At 58.8% G+C, this 21669-nt stretch carries 17 protein-coding genes, 1 tRNA gene and 1 other RNA gene; 15 read left to right on the top strand and 4 right to left on the bottom strand.

Features of this window, described 5'->3' with window-relative positions; translation table 11 throughout:
• The first annotated feature begins 2 nt into the window (after positions 1 to 2).
• The 6 genes from purF (at position 3) to LF599_RS11875 (ending at position 6624) form a co-directional block, all read left to right on the top strand.
• Positions 3 to 1415: an amidophosphoribosyltransferase gene (purF, locus tag LF599_RS11900; RefSeq protein ID WP_279520918.1), complete on the top strand. Its 1413-nt coding sequence runs from the start codon at positions 3 to 5 to the stop codon at positions 1413 to 1415.
• 126 nt (positions 1416 to 1541) lie between these two features.
• Entirely contained in the window at positions 1542 to 2555 is a 1014-nt protein-coding gene (locus LF599_RS11895) for a KpsF/GutQ family sugar-phosphate isomerase (RefSeq protein ID WP_279520917.1), read from the top strand.
• Positions 2555 to 3118 (top strand): zinc/iron-chelating domain-containing protein, encoded by a 564-nt coding sequence (locus LF599_RS11890; protein ID WP_279520916.1) that lies wholly within the window; start codon positions 2555 to 2557, stop codon positions 3116 to 3118. The genes LF599_RS11895 and LF599_RS11890 overlap by 1 nt, the downstream gene beginning before the upstream one ends.
• A 10-nt stretch (positions 3119 to 3128) precedes the next feature.
• A complete protein-coding gene (locus LF599_RS11885) occupies positions 3129 to 5477 on the top strand; it encodes a penicillin-binding protein 1A (protein ID WP_279520915.1) in 2349 nt (782 codons plus the stop codon).
• Between the two features lie 17 nt (positions 5478 to 5494).
• Positions 5495 to 6277, top strand: a complete 783-nt coding sequence (locus tag LF599_RS11880; RefSeq protein WP_279520914.1) for a PhzF family phenazine biosynthesis protein — start codon at positions 5495 to 5497, stop codon at positions 6275 to 6277.
• Between the two features lie 8 nt (positions 6278 to 6285).
• Positions 6286 to 6624, top strand: a complete 339-nt coding sequence (locus tag LF599_RS11875; RefSeq protein ID WP_269942268.1) for a phenylpyruvate tautomerase MIF-related protein — start codon at positions 6286 to 6288, stop codon at positions 6622 to 6624.
• A 100-nt stretch (positions 6625 to 6724) separates the two neighbouring features.
• On the opposite strand, the gene LF599_RS11870 is transcribed toward LF599_RS11875, so the two are convergent.
• Positions 6725 to 6979 (bottom strand): hypothetical protein, encoded by a 255-nt coding sequence (locus LF599_RS11870; RefSeq protein WP_279520913.1) that lies wholly within the window; start codon positions 6977 to 6979, stop codon positions 6725 to 6727.
• Positions 6980 to 7003: 24 nt separating this feature from the next.
• On the opposite strand from LF599_RS11870, the gene LF599_RS11865 reads away from it, so the two are divergent.
• Positions 7004 to 9010: a methyl-accepting chemotaxis protein gene (locus tag LF599_RS11865; RefSeq protein WP_279520912.1), complete on the top strand. Its 2007-nt coding sequence runs from the start codon at positions 7004 to 7006 to the stop codon at positions 9008 to 9010.
• 45 nt (positions 9011 to 9055) lie between these two features.
• Here LF599_RS11865 and LF599_RS11860 read toward each other — a convergent pair whose 3' ends face one another.
• On the bottom strand, positions 9056 to 11044 hold the full coding sequence (locus LF599_RS11860; protein WP_279520911.1) for a peptidase U32 family protein: 1989 nt from the start codon (positions 11042 to 11044) through the stop codon (positions 9056 to 9058).
• 11 nt (positions 11045 to 11055) lie between these two features.
• Between LF599_RS11860 and LF599_RS11855 the strand changes: the two genes are divergently transcribed.
• The 6 genes from LF599_RS11855 to LF599_RS11830 all read left to right on the top strand — a co-directional run bounded on the left by LF599_RS11855 (position 11056) and on the right by LF599_RS11830 (position 18972).
• Positions 11056 to 11841, top strand: a complete 786-nt coding sequence (locus LF599_RS11855; protein ID WP_279520910.1) for a dihydroorotate dehydrogenase electron transfer subunit — start codon at positions 11056 to 11058, stop codon at positions 11839 to 11841.
• Positions 11842 to 11850: 9 nt separating this feature from the next.
• Positions 11851 to 12768: a dihydroorotate dehydrogenase gene (locus LF599_RS11850; protein ID WP_279520909.1), complete on the top strand. Its 918-nt coding sequence runs from the start codon at positions 11851 to 11853 to the stop codon at positions 12766 to 12768.
• 61 nt (positions 12769 to 12829) lie between these two features.
• A tRNA-Ser gene (locus LF599_RS11845) sits at positions 12830 to 12921 on the top strand.
• Between the two features lie 317 nt (positions 12922 to 13238).
• A complete protein-coding gene (locus tag LF599_RS11840) occupies positions 13239 to 13802 on the top strand; it encodes a pseudaminic acid biosynthesis-associated methylase (RefSeq protein ID WP_279520908.1) in 564 nt (187 codons plus the stop codon).
• A gap of 782 nt (positions 13803 to 14584) precedes the next feature.
• Positions 14585 to 15235, top strand: a complete 651-nt coding sequence (locus tag LF599_RS11835; protein WP_269942273.1) for a transporter substrate-binding domain-containing protein — start codon at positions 14585 to 14587, stop codon at positions 15233 to 15235.
• A gap of 311 nt (positions 15236 to 15546) precedes the next feature.
• Complete coding sequence (locus LF599_RS11830; RefSeq protein ID WP_279520907.1) at positions 15547 to 18972, top strand: hybrid sensor histidine kinase/response regulator; 3426 nt, start codon at positions 15547 to 15549, stop codon at positions 18970 to 18972.
• A 41-nt stretch (positions 18973 to 19013) separates the two neighbouring features.
• Here LF599_RS11830 and ffs read toward each other — a convergent pair.
• Positions 19014 to 19107, bottom strand: an RNA gene (ffs, locus tag LF599_RS11825) — signal recognition particle sRNA small type.
• A 251-nt stretch (positions 19108 to 19358) separates the two neighbouring features.
• On the opposite strand from ffs, the gene LF599_RS11820 reads away from it, so the two are divergent.
• Together LF599_RS11820 and LF599_RS11815 are read left to right on the top strand one after the other, a co-directional pair.
• A complete protein-coding gene (locus LF599_RS11820; protein WP_279520906.1) occupies positions 19359 to 20282 on the top strand; it encodes a bile acid:sodium symporter family protein in 924 nt (307 codons plus the stop codon).
• A gap of 132 nt (positions 20283 to 20414) precedes the next feature.
• Positions 20415 to 21161: a DUF4198 domain-containing protein gene (locus LF599_RS11815; RefSeq protein WP_279520905.1), complete on the top strand. Its 747-nt coding sequence runs from the start codon at positions 20415 to 20417 to the stop codon at positions 21159 to 21161.
• 40 nt (positions 21162 to 21201) lie between these two features.
• Here the strand turns inward: LF599_RS11815 and LF599_RS11810 are convergent, their stop codons facing one another.
• Positions 21202 to 21639, bottom strand: a complete 438-nt coding sequence (locus tag LF599_RS11810) for a hypothetical protein (protein ID WP_279520904.1) — start codon at positions 21637 to 21639, stop codon at positions 21202 to 21204.
• Positions 21640 to 21669 lie beyond the last annotated feature (30 nt).

Raw genomic sequence — 21669 nt, 5'->3', positions numbered from 1 at the left:
TCATGAAAAAAGAGTATTGCGGTCTTTTCGGCATCTACGGAAACAAGGAGGCGGCGCGTATGACCTATTTTGGTCTTTACGCGTTGCAGCATCGCGGACAGGAATCCGCGGGCATCGTTACTTGGGACGGCGAAAAGATTCGTGAGCAGAAGGGTATGGGCCTGGTGGCCGACGTCTTCAACGAGCGGCATCTGAGCAAGGAACTGAAAGGGTCCATCGCCATGGGCCACATCCGCTATTCCACCACGGGCGCGTCGCTCATTCGCAACGCCCAGCCGTTTTTGGTCCGCCACGGCGATTTGCGTCTGGCCGTGGCCCACAACGGCAACCTGGTCAATACCTTCGAGCTTCGTTCCGAGCTGGAGGCCAATGGGTCCATCTTCCAGACCACCATGGACACCGAAGTCTTCGCCCACCTGATTATCAAGTACCTGCACGAGTCCGAGACCATCGAGGAAGCCGTGGGCAAGGCGTGCAACCGTGTGCGCGGCGCTTATTCCATGCTCATTCTGGCCAACGACAAGATGATCGCGGTCAAGGACCCCCACGGGTTCCGGCCCCTGGTTCTGGGCCGGGTCGGGGACAAGTACGTATTCGCGTCCGAGACCTGCGCCTTCGACCTCGTCGAGGCCGACTACCTGCGCCCCCTGGACCCGGGTGAGATGGTCGTGGTTCACAAGAACCAGTTGACTTCCCACAGGTTCGCCGAGCCGACCCGGTGCAGCAAGTGCATCTTCGAGCTTATTTATTTTGCTCGTCCCGATTCCCATATCTTCGGCGACGTGGTTTACGAGCGGCGCAAGGCCATGGGCGCCATGCTGGCCAAGGAGGCTCCGGTGGACGCGGACATAGTCATGCCGTTCCCCGACTCCGGCAACTACGCGGCCGTGGGGTATTCCCAGGAGTCCGGCCTGCCTCTGGAACTGGCCATGATCCGCAACCATTACGTGGGCCGGACATTTATTCAGCCGTCCCAGGATATGCGCGACTTTTCGGTGCGGGTGAAGCTCAATCCGGTCAAGTCCATGATCCAGAACAAGCGCATTATCATAATCGAGGATTCCATCGTCCGCGGCACCACCATCCGCGCACGGGTCAAGAAACTGCGCGAACTCGGCGCGCGGGAGATTCACTTGCGGGTGAGCTGCCCGCCCATCAGGTTCCCATGTTTCTACGGCATCGACTTTTCGTCCAAGGGCGAACTCATCGCGGCCAACCACTCGGTGGAGGACATCGCTCGTTTCATGGATCTGGATTCTCTGCACTACCTGTCCATTCCCGGTCTGCTTGATTCAGTGACCCAGGATGAGTGGTGTCTGGCGTGTTTCGACGGCAACTATCCGGTGCCCCTGGCCGACAGGATGGGCAAGGATTGCCTGGAGGCGACCCCCGGCATCATCAAGGAATTCTGCTAGGTAGCGAGTCATCAACGCCCGGTTTTTCCCGCTTGAGCGGGCGGCCGGGCCGCGGCGGCGCGAGGGCCGCCTGTCGGGCAGGGACGCGGCCGTGTCCCGCCCGGTTCATATTCGGGAGAATACCGCATGGCATGTATATCCGAGCGCAAGGATTGGCTCGCCCTGGCCCGCGAGGTCCTGGACATCGAGGTCCAGGGTCTTGAGGCCGTTCGCGATCAATTGGACGGGTCGTTCGTCGAAGCTTTCAACACTATGGCGCAGTGCAAGGGGCGGGTCGTCATCACCGGCCTGGGCAAGTCCGGGCTGGTGGGCCGCAAGATCGCGGCTACCTTGTCTTCCACCGGCACGCCGTCCTTCTTCCTCCATCCCGTGGAGGGAGCACACGGAGACATGGGCATGATCCGGAGCGAGGACGTGGTCTTGGCTCTCTCCAACTCCGGCGCTACCGACGAGGTCAACGCCATTCTGCCCACCTTGAAATCCCTTGGGATCAAGGTCATCGCCATGACCTCCAACCCGGCCTCGGCCATGGCCGGACTGTCCGACATTCACATCCAGGTCCACGTGCCGCGCGAAGCCTGCCCCATGGGCTTGGCTCCGACCTCGTCCACCACCGCCCAACTGGCGGTGGGCGATGCGCTGGCCGTTTGCCTCATGGAGTGGAAGTCTTTCGGCAAGGACGACTTCAAGCGGTTTCATCCCGGCGGATCGCTGGGGCAGCGGCTGTCCACCTGCGTGGATCAGCTCATGCACACCGACGGCCTGCCCGTGGTCCTGGAAAACGCCTCGCTCAAGTCGGCATTGTCCACCTTGAATGACGGCGGCCTCGGCCTGGTCGCGGTGGTTGACGAAGACAATTTCCTTCGCGGCGTGCTTACCGACGGCGACGTTCGCCGCATGGTTTGCGCTGGCGGTCTGGATATGGATCGGCCCGTGCATGATGTCATGACCCGTTCCCCCCGGCGCGCGTCGGCCGGAGAATCCTCGGCCAGCGTTCTCGACCTCATGGAGCATAACCAGATCACGGTTTTGCCCGTGATCCGCGACGACGGACGCCTGGCGGGCATGGTCCACCTGCACGACCTGCTCGGCAAGGGCGAGCTGACATTTTCCGATGGGCGTGCCGGGAGAGCCGATTGATGACCCGGGCGCAGAGCGGCGACTCGGACGTTTGCAGGAGGTGCTCCTTCCAAGGGCCGACCTGTTGCCGCATCTCTTCGGGCCAGGAGGAATTCTGCTTTCCCCTCTCGCAGATCGAGAAGGAACGTATTCAGGAACTGGTGCCGTATACCGGCGGATTCGTCCTCTCGTCCAACTCCAAGGCTTTCGTCGATTACGCCTGCCGTCTTTTTCCCGGCGAGGAGAAACTCGTCCGGCAGCTTTTTCCCGAAGGCAAGGATCACTTCCGGCTGGCCGTGGATTCCATGGGCGCCTGTCGTTTTCTTGGTCCGCTTGGGTGCGAGATACCGCTGGAAGCGCGTCCCTATTACTGCCGCCTTTTCCCTTTCTGGATGGCCGGAGCCACGGTCACATTCTTCGATATCCCCACCTGCCTTGCTCGGCGGGAAGGGGGCACTCTGGTTCGGATGCTCGACATCCTTGACACCAACAAGGCGACCGTGAAGGATTTGTACGGCCGGTTGCGCCTGGTCTGGGGATTGCCTCCGACCAAGGGAGCCAGCCCGGTCAAGAAAACCTTTTGATGGGTAGAATATGAATAAATTCTTGAAAATATTTGGTATATTGTTTCTTGGCTGCGCTGTGGCCGGTGTTTGCGGAGCCGTTGCGATCTATTTTTGGGCGGCCAAGGATCTACCCAGCTTCAAAAAGATTACCGATTATAAGCCGCCTTTGGTGACCACGGTTTATGCCCAGGACAACAAGGTGCTTGGCTATTTCTATAAGGAAAAGCGTTTTCTGGTCACTTTGGACCAGATGAGCGAATGGATTCCCAAGGCATTTCTGGCCGCCGAGGACGCGTCCTTTTACGAGCACGACGGCGTCGACCTGACCGCCATCGTTCGCGCCTTCAAGGCCAATCTCATGGCAGGGCGCACCAAGCAGGGCGGTTCGACCATCACGCAGCAGGTCATCAAACGGCTGCTGCTGACTTCCGAGCGAAGCTACAAACGCAAGCTCAAGGAAGCCATTCTCGCATTTCGCCTGGAAAACTACCTGACCAAGGAAGAGATTCTGACCATCTACCTGAATCATATCTTCCTCGGCGCGCACTCCTATGGCGTGGAAGCCGCTTCCAGGACATATTTCGCGAAGCATTCCAAGGACCTGACCATTGCCCAGGCGGCCTTGATCGCGGGGCTTCCCCAGGCGCCCACGCGGTATAATCCCTATCAGAGCTTCGAGTTGGCCCGGCAGCGTCAGGAGTACGTCCTCAGCCACATGCGCGAACTGGGATGGATCACCGAGGAGCAGTACCAGGAGGCCCTTGCCGAGCCGATCGAACTCAAGTCCATGGACGATCCGTCCTGGCGGGTGGGCGCGTATTACCTTGAAGAGGTCCGCCGCTGGCTTGTCGACGAGTTCGGCGAGGACATGGTCTATAACGGCGGCCTTTCCGTGACGACGCCGTGCGATCTCAAGCATCAGGCTGCGGCTGAAAAAGCGCTTCGGCGCGGTCTTCTCAATTCCGCCAAGCGGCGTGGCTGGCTCGGTCCTGTCGGGCATTTCACCGACGCCGACAAGCCCGGCATTCTTGAGGAAGGACCGCAGACCACCGACGGGATCATGGAGAAAGATCGTCTCATGAAGGCGTTCGTGACCGGCGTTTCCAGGGACGCGGCCCGGGTCGAGTTCGGCAAGTTCAAGGGAACTATCCCCGTCAAGGCCATGTGGTGGATTCGTGACCCCGATATCAGGAAGAGCCATGAGGATGTGCCGAATCCCACGGACGCCCGCAAGGTCCTGAAAAAAGGCGATGTGGTCTGGGTGACTGTGGATGAGGCCCCGAAAAAAGAGGACGGCACCTGGATTCTCGACCTTGAGCGCGAGCCCAAGGTCGAGGGCGCGCTTGTCTCCATCAAGCCCGGCACCGGCGAGGTCGTCGCCTTGGTGGGCGGCTATTCCTTTGCGAAAAGCCAATTCAACCGCGCCACCCAGGCCAGGCGGCAGCCCGGCTCGGCCTTCAAGCCCGTGGTTTACTCCGCGGCTCTGGACAACGGCTACACCGCGGCAAGCATCGTTCTCGATGCGCCCATCGTGTACGCCAACGACGCCGAGGGCAAATTGTGGCGGCCCGAGAATTTCGAGGGCACCTTCGAAGGACCGACCCTGCTGCGCACCGCGCTGGTCAAGTCCAAGAACCTGTGCACCATCCGCATAGCCCAGAAGCTCGGCATTCGCACCATCATCGACCGCGCCAAGGCCATGGGCCTGGAATCGGATTTTCCTCATGACCTGTCCGTATCCCTTGGGTCCGCCGTGGTCACTCCCATGAATCTCTGTGAGGCCTTCACCACTTTCCCGCGTGGCGGCTCGTACATCAAATCGCGCACGGTCCTGTCCGTGAAGTCAGCCTGGGGCGATGAACTTTACGCTTCCAAGCCCGAGGCCAAGGACGCCATGAGCCCGCAGACTGCCTACATCATGTCTTCGTTGATGAAGCAAGTGATCCAGAACGGAACCGGCTGGCGGGCCAGGGTGTTGAAGCGGCCTGTGGCCGGCAAGACCGGCACCTCCAACATGGAGCAGGACGCCTGGTTCATGGGCTTTGCGCCGTATCTGCTGACCGGCGTGTACGTGGGCTTCGACGAGCTGACGCCCATGGGCAAGTGGGAGACCGGTTCTCGCGCGGCCAGCCCCATCTGGGTGGATTACCGGAAGCACGTGGAGGAAGATTATCCCTATGAGGACTTCACCCAGCCGCCGGGAATCGTTATGGTCAAAGTTGACGGCAAGACAGGCCATCTGGCCTCGTCTTCCTCGACCGAAGAGTACTTCCTGCCATTCAAGGTTGGGTCCGAACCCACGGAAGTGTCCAACCCATACGGCGGAAACGGAGAGGCTCCGGCTTCGGCGGACGATCTGTTCAAGCAAACCTTCTAGGTGGTTGGAGGGACTCCATGAAACTCGATGTTTACCAGGTGGATGCGTTCGCGGCCGAGGTCTTTACCGGCAATCCCGCGGCTGTGGTCCCGCTTTACGAGTGGCTTTCCGAGGATCTGATGCGCAACATCGCCTTGGAGAACAACCTGGCCGAGACCGCTTTCTTTGTTCGCAAGGGAGAGTATTTCGAGTTGCGGTGGTTTACCCCAGAGATTGAGATCGACCTGTGTGGCCACGCCACCCTGGCCAGCGCGCACGTCATCTGCCAACACCTGAATTACACCGACCCTGTAGTGGTTTTCGAGACCAAGAGCGGGCGGCTTTTCGTGGATCGGGAGGGCAACCATTACTCCATGGACTTCCCGGCCTGGTCCTGTTCCCGGATTCAGGTTACCGAGCGCGTGGCCACTGCGCTCGGCGCACGGCCCGTGGAGCTCTATATGGGCAGCCGCGACATGATGGCCGTGTTCGAGACCGAGGATGACATTCGGGCGCTCGATCCTGATCCCCGCCTTGTGTCGGCCCTGGACGGGCTTTGCCTCATCTGCACCGCGCCCGGCTTGGACCATGATTTTGTGTCCCGCGTCTTCGTCTCTGGCGATAGCGTTCCCGAAGACCCGGTCACCGGCTCGGCCCACTGCACCCTGGTGCCGTATTGGGCTGATCGACTCGGCAAGTCCGAGTTCCACGCCTTTCAGGCTTCGGCGCGCGGCGGTTCCATCCAATGCGAATACCTCGGCGACCGCGTGAAGATCGCAGGAAGGGCCGTAACCTTCATGACCGGAACCATTCACCTCTAGGAGGCGTCATGCCGTTCATCAAGGTGGAAACCAACGTCCATGTTACCGACGAGGCAGGCTGCCTCAAGGCTATCTCCGCCCTTGCCGCCGACATCCTCGGTAAGCCCGAATCCTATGTTCTGGCCGTGCTCGAACCGGGCAAGGAACTTCTCTTCGGCGGCACCCAGGACCCCGCTGCTTTCGTCACCCTTGATTCCATCGGGTTGCCCGAAGCGCGTACTCCAGAACTCTCCGCCGCGATCTGCGGCTTCATGAACAGGACATTCGCTATCCCGGCCAATCGAATCTACATCGCCTTCGGCAACATTGAGCGCAATATGTTCGGCTGGGACGGCCGGACGTTCTAGGTTCCCGGCAGACCGGCACTCGGATTGCTCCGCCTTCTTTCCATGGAGGGCGGCGGATCGTCATGACAAGATTTCGGTGCCGTGTGGGCTGAAGTCTTTTTCATGTTTCCCACCGTTTTCTCTCGCCGCTCTCTTTTTTCTTCACAAGTTCACCGGGTTCCGTATTTTCAGTCATTGTTTTGCCGTTTCGTTTCGGGAAACGAATCCCGCAAGCCGGTATGCCGTTGCGGCCGGGCGGAATGGGCAAACAAGCCAAGTCGCGCAAACATATCTTGCGCAGGCTTGCGAGATGCTTTTGTTGAAATAATTGGATTTTTTTTGTGCATGTCTTTTGCAATTCGGCACCCGTTTTCATTCTGCCATTCATAAGGGGGTTGCCGTGAGCATCAAGAGCAAGCTGATTTTGATCTTCGTTTCCGTGCTGTTTGGACTGGCCGGAATCTTTGCCGTGAACTATGTCGGGGGCCAATACGTGGTTGAAGCCAGGAAGCTGGCGACGCTGGCCAACGATGGAAACGCGTTGTTCCTTCAGGCAAGACGCCACGAAAAGAATTTTCTGTTGCGCAAAGACGAGCAATATACGCGCAAGGCTTTGGAAAATGTGGATAAGGCGGGAGCTGTCCTGAAGGAAATCGCTCAGATGAAACCCGGGTTGGCCAACAGATGCGGAGACGCGCTGAATGTCCTTCAACAATATCGGGACGCGTTGACCGGGGTTAATGATCTCTATGTTGCCATGGGGTTGACCATGAAGGAGGGATTGCGCTGGGAGTTCATCAAGGCGGCCCGGAATCTGGAGGCCGAGTTCGGGAAGGGGGAGATGGCGGCGGATTCCGTTATCAAGCTGCTTCAGATGCGGCGTCAGGAAAAAAATTACATCATTCGGGGCGGCGATCTGTATGTGGATCGCGTGACCAAGGGGGCCGGGGAGCTGAGCGGGATGCTCGCGGCATTGTATCCCCCCGAAGAAGCGGCTGGACGGATGAAGGCTCTTCAGGGATACCTTGATGCCTTCGGCAAATATGTGGCCAAGGAAAAGAGCATCGACGTGATAACCGCCGGACTCATAGAGGCGGCCCGTTCTCTGGAGCCGATCTATGGAGAAATCGCGGCCAGCAGCGTGGCTCAGTCGCAGCATGACACCCGGGTGATCGACTATTGCGTGATCGGCGTAGAGTTGGCCGTGGGCGTCGCCATTCTCGTCCTCCTGCTGTGGGTGATGCGTTCCATCAATCAACCATTGATGCGGCTCAACGCCTTTGCCGGGGCGGTCGCACGGGGTGACCTTGATGCGGAACCCGAGGGTAAATTCGCGGCGGAGCTTGATGAATTGAAGGATGTGCTGGTGGATATGGTTGCGAATCTGCGTTCCGCCATCGGGGAAGCCCGGGATATGGAACGGGATGCGCGCAATCAGGCCGAGGCGGCGGACCAGGCGCGTGATGAGGCCGTCGGTCAGCAGGAGCGCGTCCAGGCCTTGCTGGAGCGTATGAACGAAGCCGCGGGCCGGGCGGGCGAGGTGTCCCGGGAGTTGACCACCGTGTCTCTCGACCTCAAGGAGCGTACCGGGGAGATCGCCCGGAGCGCGGTCCTGCAGCAGGAACGCATGGCCGAGTCCGCAACGGCCATGGAGGAGATGAACGTAACGGTCAACGAGGTGGCCCGAAACGTGAGCGATGCCTCTGCCATGGCGGGCGAGGCCAGTAATGAGGCGAGCCTGGGTATCGACGTGGTGCAGCGGACCGAGCGGTCCATGACCGCCGTGGCCGGAACGGTCTCCGTACTCAAGGAAGGAGTGGCCCGTCTGGGCGCGGATACGGAGTCCATTGGCCAGGTCATCAGCGTCATCAACGAGATAGCGGATCAGACCAACCTGCTTGCCCTGAACGCGGCTATCGAGGCTGCGCGCGCGGGCGAGGCGGGCAAGGGGTTTGCCGTTGTGGCCGACGAGGTGCGCAAACTCGCCGAGAAGACCATGGTTGCCACCCAGGAGGTGGAGACGCGCATAACGGCCATTCAGGATGCGACGGGTCGCAATATCAACGATGTGAAGGCGACCTTGTCCCATGTGGCCGAGGCCAATGGCGAGGTGGAGAATTCCGTGGGAGCGTTTCGGAATATTCAGGAATTTTCAGTCAATGTGGCCGAGCGGGTCGAGGGTATCGCCATCGCCGCCCGTCAGCAGTCCGTCGCTTCCGAGCAGATCAGCGGCGCTGTGCTGGAGGTGAGCAGGCTGGCTTCCGACACGGCCGATGCCGTGCAGAATTCGGCTTCAGTCATCGCCAAGTTGGCGTCCCTGGCCGAGACCGTGCAGGCGATCATCGGTCATTTGGGCGTCGAAAACAGGAACCTCGGGAATGAACCTGTCGAGGCAGTGAGCCGTTAAAGAAGGAACCCGCCTTTGCCGAAGCAAAGGCGGGTTCCGATTTTTCTACAGCAGTTTCAGCCGCCAGTTGAATTCACTGGTGCGGTTGGGGCGCGGAACGTTGCGCGGCCAAGGTTCGAGCATGGTCACGAAGGTCTTGAAGCCGAGCCGCTCCAGGGTGCGGGTTTCCTTGGTCAGGTCCAGTTCCCAGCCGGGGAATATCCAGTTGTTCTGCCCGTATTTGCGGACGAAGGCGACTTCGTGCATGGGAGATTTGACCGCTTCGTCAAAGGGAACGCTGTCCGCCAGGAACCGGGAGATGCCGAAGGGCCACATACCCTTGATGACAAAACCGAGCGGCATGGGCGGGTTCTGGCTGAGGATCTGAAGGTCCTCAAAGGGAAGCTCCGGGCTGATGATGGCCCTGGAGAAGCCCAGGGTGCGCAAAACGTCCAGGGCAAACTTGTTGGCGATGTTGCAGAACGGCCCGGCAGTGATGGAGACGTTCTTGCGATCCTCGAAATAGGCTGCCTGCCATGGGGCATTCAGGACGAACTCCCGCACGCCCTTGCGCACGGCCTCTTTGATGAGCGAACGGTATTTCTTGTCCTCGTCGGGCCAGATGACCGGAGGCAGCCACCATTGGGCGCGGCTTGCGATTTTGGACGGCACCTTGCCGACAACCGAACGTTCGAGCCAGTAGGCGGGACGGTCCCACAACTTGCCGCTTGGCGGATGTCGGAACAGGGTCACGGTCTCGGCCCGGGATTTGGACTTGCTGCGCGGGGCGGCTTTGGGCCAGGTCGGCGTGAAGGTGGATTCCTTGGGCTCCGGCGCCGGGAAGAAATCGAGTTCCTTCTCCAACTCCTTGATGCGCTTCATGAGTTCCGGCTCGCGTCTGTCCACGAGGAACACTTTGGTGCCCGAGGGCAGGCCAGGGCCGGTGTGATGCTTGGAAAAGGGAATATCCATGCGACCGCGCTTGGGTACGCGGCGGCGTATGGGGATGGTCCTGTGGCCGGGTTGGTCCTCGTAGCCCACGCGCACGAGATCGCCGGGCTCAAGCTGCTCGCGCGGTTCGAAATAGAGCTTTTTCTGTTCGCGCTTGATTTCGCCGATGAGCCGTCCGGAGCTGGTTTCCTCGTTGGGCTGGATAGGCTGGAAGGGGCGTTGAGGCAGGAACAGGGCGTGGCTGGAAGGTCTGCCCAGGGCCTGGTCAAGCAGCTCCATGGCGGTCTTCTTGGCCTGTCCGTCCTGGGGGTTGTCCCGCAGCATCTGGTATGCCTTGACCGTGTAGTAGACGTAATGCGGTCCTTTCTTGCGGCCCTCGATCTTCCAGGCGGTCACGCGGTTCATGGAGAGCAGCGGCTTGGTCAGGACGTCCAGGGAGAGATCCGAACAGGAGAAAAGCCGTTCGGGTTTGCCCTTGCCCTGCGTGTACAAACGGCGGCATGGCTGCACGCAGCGACCGCGCAGGCCGGATTTGCCGCCCAGGTAGCTGGACCAGTAGCAGCGGCCCGACACGCAATGGCACAAAGCGCCGTGGACGAAAATTTCCAGGTCCAGATCCTTGGGGCACGCCTCGGCCATGAGTTTGACCTCGTCCAGGTTCAACTCGCGCGGCAGCACCACGCGGTTCGCTCCCAGCTTTCTGGCGATATCCAGCCCTGCGGGGTGGGTGACGTTGGCCAGGGTGGACAGGTGCAACTCGCCGGTGAAACCGGCCTGGCGGGCCAGGGTGAGCATGGCCAGATCCTGGACGATGAGGGCGAAAGGCCTGACGTTTTTTTGCAGCCGGTCGATGAGGCGGCCTGCGGATTCCACATCCTGGGGCTTGACCAGGGTGTTCATGGCAACGTAGGTCTTGGTTCCGCGATCGCGGCCCAGGCTTGCCAGCCTCGCCAGCTCGCTGATAGAGAAGTTCTGGGCCTGCATACGGGCCGAGAAGTGTTTCAAACCCACGTAGACCGCGTCCGCCCCGGCCGCGACGGCCGCTAGAAAGGCGTTTCCGTCCCCGGCGGGGGCCATTATTTCTGGAATATGTTTATTGCTCATAAGGTATCTGTATGTCCTTGAGGAATTGCCGCACTGTCAAGGTATTGAATGTTTCCCCTGTCGGTCAATCAAAAACGGCCGGCGAGTTTTTTGAGCTGACGCTCGAACGTCCGGACTGGGACGAATGGAAGCCAGGCCAGTTCGTTATGATCCGGCCTACCGCCTGGGAGCTCGACACGCTCTGGGGCAGGCCGTTTTCCATCTGCTCCGGGGACGATGCGTCCATAACCCTGTTCATTCAGGCCGTGGGACGGGGAACCCGGCGTATCGCGGCGCTTGAGCCCGGCGACAAGGTGTCCATATGGGGGCCGCTCGGCAATTCCTTTGCCGTTGAGCCGGACACGCCGACCCTGTTGCTTGCCGGGGGCATCGGCATCGCACCTTTTCGCGGATATGTCGAGCAACATCCGCACCCAGAAAATCTGTCCCTCTTTCTGGCGCACCGGCTTCCGCTCGATTGTTACCCCTTCGAGCTGCTCTCCAGGGCCGTGCCCAGTCGCTGTATGCTGGAAGCCAAGCCCTCCGATTTGGACTGCATCATCGAGACCATGCGCGGCCTGATCGAGGAGTACGCGAAGAAGGGCGGGCTGGTCCTGTCCTGCGGCCCGACGCCGTTCATGAAAACGGTGCAGCGGTTCGCCAAGGAGTACGGGGCCAGGGCGCAGTTGTCGCTGGAGAACCGTATGGCCTGCGGCGTGGGCGCGTGCCTGGGGTGCGTGACCAAGGACGGCGAAGGGCATCACGTTCAGGTATGCACGCGCGGCCCGGTGTTCTGGGCCGACAAGGTGGAGCTTTAGGAGGCCGCCATGGATATGCAAGTCAATTTCGGCGGTCTTTCCCTCAAGAACCCGGTCATGACCGCGTCCGGTACCTTTGGCTTCGGCCTTGAATTCGCGCCCTACGGCGATCTCACCCGTCTCGGCGGCATCGTGGCCAAAGGGCTGTCGCTCAAGCCGCGAGAGGGCAATCCCATGCCGCGTATAGCCGAGACGCCGTGCGGTATGCTCAACGCCATCGGCATTCAGAACCCCGGCGTCGAGCATTTTGTCACCAAGGCGCTGCCCATGCTTCCCTGGAAGGATGTGGCCGTGATTGCCAACCTGTACGCTTGCGACGCCGAAGAGTTCGGCGAGCTTGCGGGGGTGCTGGCAGGCGAAGAGGGCGTGGCCGCGCTGGAGGTCAACGTCTCATGCCCCAACGTCAAGGAGGGCGGCATTGCGTTTGGCCAGGACCCGGCCCAGATAGGCAGGGTCACCGAGGCGGTCAAGAAGAAGGCCGGAAACAAGCACGTCATGGTCAAGCTTTCGCCCAACGTGACCGACATCGCGGTTTGCGCGCGGGCAGCGGCCGAGGGCGGGGCGGACTCTCTGTCGCTCATCAACACCCTCTCCGGCATGGCCGTGGATATTCGGAACAGGAAACCGCGCATCGCCAACGTCATTGCCGGACTGTCCGGCCCCGCCATCAAGCCCGTGGCTCTGCGCTGTGTGCATCAGGTGGTACATGCCGTGGACATTCCCGTGGTCGGCATTGGTGGCATCGCCTCGGCCGAGGACGCCCTGGAGTTCATCCTGGTGGGCGCTCAGGCCGTGCAGGTGGGGACCGCCAATTTCCTGCGCCCGGACTTCGCCTTTGGTCTGGCCGACGAGATGGAAGCCCTTCTCGCGGAACTTGGCGCGGCGAGTTTGGACGAGTTTCGCGGTAGCCTGCAACTGCCGATTTAAAAAGAATAAAATTTTTACTTGCCAAGCCCCGATAGATTAGTTAGTTACTGCCTCTCGACGCGGAGAGGTGTCCGAGTCCGGCTTAAGGAGCACGCCTGGAAAGCGTGTGCTGGGGAAACTCAGCCGGAGGTTCAAATCCTCTCCTCTCCGCCAGGAAACACAAGGGCTTACAGCGATTGCTGTAAGCCTTTTTTCTTTGGGGTGGCCTCGCTGATGGTGCGGCCACCTTGTCTTTTTTTCAAGTGCATTCCGAAGGCGGCAGCGACAGCAAAAGTTGGGCGTGTTATTCCTGATGTCATGAGTCGGGAGGCTGGGCGGAACGATTAAGCCACCGGGTTCCTATCGGCGGCAACGTAACAATGTACTATACTTTAAATAGTTCGATGTGTCCGTAGTAAAATCGATGCTAAGGGGATAGGATATGGCTTTTAGAACCGAGCAAGAGGATTTTTGGGCGGGGACTTTTGGCGATGAATACATCGCAAGAAATCAGAGCGAGAAGTATTTGGCCTCGAATATATATTTTTTCAAAAGTCTTACAACACACAGTTTCCGTCAAAGGCATCATCGAGTTTGGGGCCAATATCGGAATGAATTTGATCGCCATCAAAAAACTGCTTCCTGAAGCGGATTTGGCGGCCATAGAAATTAATGAAAAAGCTGCCGGTCAGTTGCGTGAACTTGGGATTGCAGATGTGCACAACACTTCGATCCTTGATTATACCCCGGATCGTAAATACGATTTAGTATTGTCAAAAGGGGTGTTGATTCACATTAACCCTGACGATTTTGATACTGTATATAGCAAGATATACGAATATTCGTCTCAATATATATGCATCGCTGAGTATTACAATCCGTCACCAACGGAAGTGAACTACAGAGGGCATAGCTGTCGTCTTTTTAAAAGAGACTTTGCCGGTGAGTTTTTAGAAAAATTTCCTGATGTCGAACTTGTCGATTATGGTTTTGCATACCACAAAGACAACAACTTCCATAAAGATGATATCAACTGGTTTCTGTTGCGGAAGTAAAAAAAGCCCGCAATGCAACCATTGCAGTGCTGTATTACAGTCGGTCCATCAAGACGAAAAGGTAACTCTTTGAGATCGTTTGGGGTGATGTCGATTTGATGAGTTCCCTTTTCTTTACTCCACGTTAATCCAAAGCTTGCGGTATACACTGCAAGCTTTTTTCTTTGGGATGGCCGCATCATGATGGGGGCATCTTGTCTCCTCTTTGGACGGCGTGCGGGAAGTTTTCTGCGCGCCGTTTCATCGTTGAGGACGTTCCGGTGTCCGGCAGGGGGGTGGCGTATGTTGTCGGTTTTACGGCCGTGGCCGTCGGCGTTTATCTTGTCGTGTGCGGCCTGATGAACGTCAGATATCTGGAGTTGAATCTGTTCTAGGAAAAATACGGACGATGAGACGTCGCATTATATTTCGTCCGGCTGGCGAAAGTCGTACCTGCATCCAACCAGCGGCGACGTCGCATACCGAAAGAAGAATCCTTGCCCTTGAATGCCGTTTGCGTGTTCTTGCGTTGACCGGATCGCGAAATGTGGAAGAAAGGCGATGAACCTGCCCGACGAGGAGGCGGGTTCATCTTTTTGTTGCGGGGTATAATGCTGTTGGTTCGATTGGGGGCGTGTGGTAGGATTCGACTATGCTCCGTCCGTATTCCGGCGGACAGGGCGGAAAAAGCGACCCGGGGGACATCAATGGGGCGGAAATTGTTTTGTTGCGTGTTGGCGTGTTGCTTATGGATAATTGCCGGGACGTGTCGCGCGCAAGCGGAGCAGGCCATTCGTTGCGGCATGGCCTGGGAGCATCCGCCGTACCAGTTCCTGGACGGCGAGGGAGAGCCTTGGGGGCTCGATGTGGAGGTGGCCCGGCTTGTTTTCGCCAAGCTTGGGCGCGAGGTCGTTTTTGTGGCCGGGGATTGGGATGATGTCCTCGCAAGTTTGCGCCTTGGGCAGGTGGATTGCGTGACCGGAGTGGAGATTTATCGAAATCATGGGCGCGGCCGTTTCAGTTTTACGTCGCCGTATTACAAAAGAAAGGCCGTCATTTTTGTTCACCAGGGCGATCCCGATATTTTCGAGGCCGCCGATCTTGTCTCCAAGGTGGTCGCCGGTGACCGTTCTTCTTATGTCGAACAATACTTGCGTAGCCGGGGGCTCCTCAAGTCCATTCGCATTGTAAAGACCAAGAGCATAGACCAGTCCATGCAGATGCTCGTCGAAGGCAGGGTGGTCGCGGTCATTGCGCCCATGGCCGTCGGACTGCTTTTGGCCGAGAGGCATGGCGTGGCTGTCCGGATCATGGACATGGGCGATCCCGGATCTCCTGTTGGTTTTGCCGTGGAAAAAGGCAACGAGGAGTTGCGTAATCGGTTGGAGGCGGTTCTTGAGGCCCTGAAGCGCGAAGGGGCGTTGAAGCCGGTCTTGGAGCGTTGGGTGCGATGAGCGCGCTGTTATGTCGTCTTGACTCCCAGTTTACGGGGGCCTGCCTGTCGGCTTTGTTTCGCCGCGCTGCGTTTTCGGATTTCTTCCGTTCATCGATCCAAGTACGGAGCGCGGGATGTTTTTCCCGTCTGATGGGCGAAATTGCGTGCAACTATAATCGACTGTTGGAAATTGTCGGGGTATGCACCTAGTGCCCGAAACGTCGGGCAGTTTCGCCGAAAGGTTCCCTTTTGGCCTGTTGGCATATAAGATGTTTCGTGAGAGATGCTGAGCCCGGTCGTGGAATTAGTCCGGGAGAGAAGGTACGGAGAATGCCGTTGCTGCATAAGATCAGGAGCAGACGCTCCCTGGTGCAACACCTGACCGCGAGCCTGGTTACCGTGGTGGTGCTCTCGTCCTTTGCCGTTTCGTCCGTTATCTTTCTGCTTCTCTATGAGAAGTCCGAGGCGCAATTCAAGCAGCGGGCCGACGAGGCCCTGACGCATCTGGCCAACAGCCTGGAATCCTACCTCTGGCATATGGAGGAGGAATCCGTGGTCAACCTCTGCAACACCTTCGCCAACATAGACATAGTGGTCTTCATCGAGGTCCGTGACCATCGCGGCAACGATATCTATCGGTACGGCGAGATTACCAAGGGGCGGACCATCATCAAGGAAAAGCGGGTCAGCTACGACAATATTGAGGTCGGACTGGTCCGGCTGGGCCTGACTCCGGCCATCTTCCGCGAGAAGGTCTATGAAACCACCTGGATCAGCCTTCTCTCCTTGCTTTCCGTAGTCATTGTGCTCGGCCTGTCCACGCGGGTCATCCTGAACCGCAATCTTCGAATGCCCCTGGGACGGCTTATTCAGCGAATCGAAGGGCTTTCCGCCGGTCAGTACACCGAGGACCCGGACGCGGAGGAAGGATTTCAGGAAGTTCAACGTATCCTGTCCAAGTTCAACGAGATGAGTAAGCAGGTCCGGTCGCGCGAGACCGAGTTGCGTGAAAGCGAGGAGAAGTACCGTCGTCTGTTTGAGACGAGCATCGAAGGCATCGTCATGATCGACGTGGATCAGCGTATTTCCCAGGTCAATGGGGTCTTTGCCGAGATGCTGGGCTATACGGAAGAGGAACTGGTTGGCAATGATGTGCTGGATTTCATTCATGCCGAGGACCGGAACGTCCACGACATGGAGACCGAGAAACGGCGGGCGGGTGAGGCGTCCCAGTATGAACGGCGGTTTGTCCGCAAGGACGGTTCCGAGGTCTGGACACTTATTTCCGCCAGCCCGCAGTTCGATGCCGAAGGTCGGTTCAGCGGAGTGTTTTCCATGATTACGGACATCACCCCGGTGCGCGTTGCCCAGGCCAAACTCAAGACCGCCTACGACGAGTTGGAAAAGCGGGTCGTGGAACGTACCGACGAACTGAACAAGACCAACCGGCTGCTTACCTCCGAAATCTACATCCGTAAGCAGACGGAAAAGGAGATTATCAAGGCCAAGGAGGCGGCGGAGAAGGCCACCCAGGCCAAGAGCGAGTTCCTGGCCAACATGAGCCATGAGATACGCACGCCCATGAACGCCATCATCGGCATGACCCATCTCATCAAGATGACTGAGCTTTCGGCTGCCCAGCGGGATTATTTGAATAAGATAGATATTTCGGCCAAGTCGTTGCTCGGCATCATCAACGATGTGCTTGATCTGTCCAAGATCGAGGCGGGAATGCTCACGGTGGAGTCCGTGGGGTTCAAGCTCGAACAGGTGCTTGAGCAATTGACCTCCATTGTTTCGCCGAGGGCCAACGAAAAGAAGCTCGAATTTCTCATCAACGTGGATCGTGACGTGCCGCCCGCCGTTCAGGGCGACCCCATGCGGTTGGCCCAGATTCTCATCAACCTGTGCAACAACGCCGTGAAGTTTACGGACGAAGGGGCCGTGGTGGTGGGCATTTCCACCGTGGAAAAGGACGCGGACAGGGCCAGGTTGCGTTTTACCGTCAGGGACGACGGCATCGGCATCAAACAGGCGCAACTTCAGGATTTGTTCCAGCCCTTCACTCAGGCCGACGCTTCCACCACTCGGAAATATGGCGGCACGGGTTTGGGATTGAGTCTGTGCAACCAACTGATCGAGCTTATGGGCGGCGAAATCGGGGTTGAGAGCGATTTCGGCAAGGGCAGCCTCTTTTGGTTCGAGGTCGATTTCCCCGTCTTCCGCGAGGAGAAGGTGAGCGCGACGTTGCCTTGCGAATTGCAGGGGAAGCCCGCCCTGGTGGTGGACGACAACCCTACCTCACGGGTCATTCTCAAGGGGATGCTCGAATACATGGGACTGTCCGTGACTACTGCCAAATCGGGCCGCGAGGCGCTGGACATCCTGCATGGCCGGGAGGCGGAGGGCGGTTTCAGTCTGCTTGTGGTGGACTGGCGTATGCCGGGCATGGACGGGCTGGAGACTGCGGAGGCGGTACTCGCCGACGAGGCCATCAAGGTCAAGCCGCCCATGTTCATGGTGTCGGCCTACGGCAATGCTTCGCTGGTAAAACGGACCAACGAGCTGGGTTTCCGCGGCCTGCTGTTCAAGCCGGTCAATCAATCTTTTCTGTTCAATCTGGTGGTGGAGACTCTGGGCAAGGGCATGGTCACCCTGCACGATGTCCCACGGCCGGAAAAGACGCTGGATCAACTTTCCGGCAAGCGGGTTCTGCTTGTGGAGGACAACGAGATCAATCGCCAGGTGGCCCAGGAGATTCTGGAGTCGGTCGGGGTGGATGTCCTTGAAGCCCACAACGGCGAAATTGCCCTGAAATCTCTCAGTGAGAACGATGTGGACCTCGTGCTCATGGACATTCAGATGCCGGTCATGGACGGCCACGAGGCCACTCGGTGGATTCGCGCCCAGGCACGTTTCAAGGATTTGCCGATTATCGCCATGACCGCCCATGCCATGCTCGCCGACATCGAGAAAAGCCGGGAAGTGGGCATGAACGATCATATCGCCAAACCCTTCGACCCGGACGATTTGTTCGCCATCCTGACCAAATGGCTGGTGAGCGACGGGGAGGCCGCATCGGTTGCGGCCCCGGGCGGAAAGCCCCCCAGTCGTTCCGCCGTGGACAAAGCGGCCGTTCCAGCAATCATGAAGGGCATCGACGTGCAACTCGGCCTCAGGCGCGCCAGGGGCAATGAGAAGCTTTATCGGACCCTGCTTCTCCTGCTGGACGAGAAGTATGCGGACGCGGCAGTGCAGATCGGAGAACACCTGTCCGCAGGCCGTCGTCAGGATGCGGCGGCCCTGGCCCATGCGGTCAAGGGAACTTCCGGGATGCTTGGCGCCATGGGGCTGTTCGAGTCTGCGAGTGTTTTGGAAATGGCCGCGACGCAGGAAGACATGGACCCCGCTGAATCCTTGTCCGAGTTTTCGATCCGGCTGGACGAGGTTCTCGACAGCATCGGCGTGCTGAAGGCGGCCCAGCCCGAGGAATCCGAGTTTCCCCAGGCCGGGGAGGTCGCTTCGCAGGAGGAGTTGTTGGCAAGCCTTGAAGGTCTTCGGTCCCCCCTTTCCCAAGGCGCGCCGGTGGAATGCCGGGAGCGGAGCAAAGCCGTGAAAGCGCTGGTCTGGCCAGTCAACCTTCAGGGAGAGGCCGCCCAGTTGGTCAAGTTCATCGCCGAATATGATTTCAAGAAGGCGTTGGCGCACCTGGAGGAGATGGAACGGGAGCTTCGCCGGGGCGCGGCAAACGGCTGAAGCAGCAAATGAAAAAGGCGCGTTCAGTCATGAACGCGCCTTTGAGTGGAAACCGGACACCCGGCAGCAATCGATACCGCTGCTTCCTCTCGGACCTGACGGAGTTTTCAACGCAACCGCCGTCCGGCTTCCCTCTGTACGGGAATCGTGTTTCTACAGCGTTCCCGGCCGTTCGTCAACACTTCCCTTGTCCTGATCTTCAAGGATTCTTTCGTCGGCATGTCCGGCTCGGGTTGATCCGCTTACGTGGCCCGGAATATGGAGCTTTGACCGCCATTCTCCGTCGCGCTGGCTGTCCGTCGGACAGGATTGCCATCCGGGAGCAGTCGGGTCGATTCTCGGGTTCCGGCGTTGACAATAACCCGTATTTGGGCCACCCCACCTTCATGAAAATCGACACCATACCCTATTATATCGAAAAAAACTTCCTTCTTATCGCCGTTGTCATGTCCGCCGTGGCCCTGGCGTATCCTCCTTCCTTCACCTGGGTGAAGCCGCACATTCCTCTGGGACTGGGCGTAATCATGTTCGGCATGGGACTGACCCTGGAATTCGGCGATTTCGCTCAAATTCTGCGCAAGTGGCCCGTGGTGGGGCTGGGCATGGCCCTGCAATACATCATCATGCCCATCCTGGCCGTGGTCATTTCCCGATTTCTCGGCCTTCCGCCGGAAATCGCCGTGGGCATGATCGTGGTTGGAGCCTGCCCGGGCGGCACCGCGTCCAATGTCATCGCCTATCTGGCAAAGGCCAACGTGCCCCTTTCGGTGACCATGACTCTGGCCTCCACGTGTATAGCGCCGCTGCTTACACCGGCCATCATCTATTTGTTGCTGGAGCGTCAGGTGGAGATCGAGTTCTGGGCCATGGTGCAATCCATTTTCTGGATAGTCGTCTTTCCCCTCATCGACGGACTTATCCTGCGCCGCTTGTTCCGCCACCGGCTTGAACCGTTTCTGCGCTGGTTCCCGTCCCTGTCCATCATCGTCATCGCGCTGCTTATCGCCTGCATCATCGGCCTGAATCAGACGACTCTTCTCGGCCTGCCGGCCATGGCTTTGTTGGCCGTGGTCCTGCACAACACCCTGGGGCTGGCGGCCGGATACGGTTTGGCCCGCGCCGCCAGGTGTTCCCGGCGCGATGCCAGAACGCTGGCCATTGAAGTGGGAATGCAGAATTCCGGCCTGGGCGTGGCGCTGGCCGTGAAGCACTTTGGCGCGGCTTCCGCGCTGCCCGGCGCGCTTTTCAGCCTGTGGCACAATATCTCCGGCGTGACTCTCGCCCGCCGCTGGCGCAACCGGCAGGATTGATTCATTGACTCCGAGGTGTTTGCAAGTAACATATCCGTATTCTTGCTTGACTTGTGCTACTAATTTGCTATTAGTGACATCGAAAGATCAAGGGTTTGGATTTATTCTGCAATAATCATTGAGGAGTGTGTGATGAGAAAACTGACTTTTGTTCTGGCGATTCTGAGCGTCGTTCTGTTTGCCGGTCAGGCTTTTGCCCATTTTGGCATGTTGATTCCGGATACGGACGAGCTGACCCAGGACAAGCGGACCGTTGAGTTGACCCTGTCCTTCTCCCATCCTTTCGAGGGTCAGGGAATGGAGCTGGAAAAGCCCGCCGCCTTTTTCGTGGCCGTGAACAACGAGCAGAAGATGGACCTGCTGTCTTCGCTGACCAAGACCGAGGTTATGGGACACACCGCCTGGAAGACCTCTTTCACTCCCAAGGCACCGGGAATGTACACCTTCGTCTTCGATCCGGTTCCTTATAAGGAAGACGCCGAGAACAATTACATTCGGCACATCACCAAGGTTGTGATCGACGCTTACGGCGAGGGAGAGGAGTGGAACACTCCGCTCGGACTGGATACCGAGATCGTGCCGCTGACGAGGCCCTTCGGCAACTACGCAGGCAACGTTTTCCAGGGTGTGGTCATGCTTGATGGCAAGCCCGCTCCGTACACCCGGGTGGAGGTGGAGTTTTATAACAAGGACGGTAAGCGTCAGGCTCCCAACGAGCGCATGGTCACGCAGGAAGTGATCGCCGACGGGCAAGGCGTCTTTACCTTCGTATGCCCGTGGAAGGGATGGTGGGGATTCGCCGGTCTGAATGCCGCCGAGCAGCCCTATGAGGGCCGCGAGCTCGAAATGGGCGCGGTCATCTGGGTCAACATGCAGTAACCTTTTCCGCCCGGCAGGTTCTCGCCGCCGTCAAACGGCGTCAGGATCTGTCGGGCGTTCTTTCCGCCATTCTACCCAGTATGGGCGTGATGAATTCGTCAGGCAACGCTCCGCCTGCCGCGCCGAAGAAGGCTCCGGCTATGGAACCGATGACCAGGTTCGCCCCGTCCGGGCTGGCCGCAACCTGGAACAGGGCGCCCACGAACGAACCCAAAAAACCTCCCAGCATCCAGCCGTCGTTGTTTACCCCCCGGTAGGGCTTGAGGCCCCGCCAGGCGCGGAAACAGTCCTTCACGAAAAAGCCGGTGAACCCGCCGAGGAACGCCCCGAGCAGTGTCAGCAACATGCCGGGGAATGCCGTGTGCAGGGTGAAGCCGTACCGGATCGAGCCCTCGATGATCCCAGCAAGCCCTCCCACGGCCAACAGCCCGTGGAAGCTTTTTTCCTTGGCGTCCAGCCTCGGTATGAATCGTTTCATGTGACCTCCAGCGTCGGTAAATTATGCCGC

It is taken from the genome of Pseudodesulfovibrio thermohalotolerans, assembly GCF_021353295.2.
Classification (GTDB): domain Bacteria; phylum Desulfobacterota; class Desulfovibrionia; order Desulfovibrionales; family Desulfovibrionaceae; genus Pseudodesulfovibrio; species Pseudodesulfovibrio thermohalotolerans.
The sequence above is the reverse complement of the archived record's forward strand: the minus strand, read 5'-3'. Positions and strand labels throughout refer to the sequence as shown.

Bases quoted from the DNA above. Each gene is read 5' to 3' on its own strand.
- purF (WP_279520918.1), top strand. From the start codon at position 3: ATGAAAAAAGAGTATTGCGGTCTTTTCGGCATCTACGGAAACAAGGAG.
- LF599_RS11895 (WP_279520917.1), top strand. From the start codon at position 1,542: ATGGCATGTATATCCGAGCGCAAGGATTGGCTCGCCCTGGCCCGCGAG.
- LF599_RS11890 (WP_279520916.1), top strand. From the start codon at position 2,555: ATGACCCGGGCGCAGAGCGGCGACTCGGACGTTTGCAGGAGGTGCTCC.
- LF599_RS11885 (WP_279520915.1), top strand. From the start codon at position 3,129: ATGAATAAATTCTTGAAAATATTTGGTATATTGTTTCTTGGCTGCGCT.
- LF599_RS11880 (WP_279520914.1), top strand. From the start codon at position 5,495: ATGAAACTCGATGTTTACCAGGTGGATGCGTTCGCGGCCGAGGTCTTT.
- LF599_RS11875 (WP_269942268.1), top strand. From the start codon at position 6,286: ATGCCGTTCATCAAGGTGGAAACCAACGTCCATGTTACCGACGAGGCA.
- LF599_RS11870 (WP_279520913.1), bottom strand. From the start codon at position 6,979: ATGAAAACGGGTGCCGAATTGCAAAAGACATGCACAAAAAAAATCCAA.
- LF599_RS11860 (WP_279520911.1), bottom strand. From the start codon at position 11,044: ATGAGCAATAAACATATTCCAGAAATAATGGCCCCCGCCGGGGACGGA.
- LF599_RS11855 (WP_279520910.1), top strand. From the start codon at position 11,056: ATGTCCTTGAGGAATTGCCGCACTGTCAAGGTATTGAATGTTTCCCCT.
- LF599_RS11850 (WP_279520909.1), top strand. From the start codon at position 11,851: ATGGATATGCAAGTCAATTTCGGCGGTCTTTCCCTCAAGAACCCGGTC.
- LF599_RS11840 (WP_279520908.1), top strand. From the start codon at position 13,239: ATGAATACATCGCAAGAAATCAGAGCGAGAAGTATTTGGCCTCGAATA.
- LF599_RS11835 (WP_269942273.1), top strand. From the start codon at position 14,585: ATGGCCTGGGAGCATCCGCCGTACCAGTTCCTGGACGGCGAGGGAGAG.
- LF599_RS11830 (WP_279520907.1), top strand. From the start codon at position 15,547: ATGCCGTTGCTGCATAAGATCAGGAGCAGACGCTCCCTGGTGCAACAC.
- LF599_RS11820 (WP_279520906.1), top strand. From the start codon at position 19,359: ATGAAAATCGACACCATACCCTATTATATCGAAAAAAACTTCCTTCTT.
- LF599_RS11815 (WP_279520905.1), top strand. From the start codon at position 20,415: ATGAGAAAACTGACTTTTGTTCTGGCGATTCTGAGCGTCGTTCTGTTT.
- LF599_RS11810 (WP_279520904.1), bottom strand. From the start codon at position 21,639: ATGAAACGATTCATACCGAGGCTGGACGCCAAGGAAAAAAGCTTCCAC.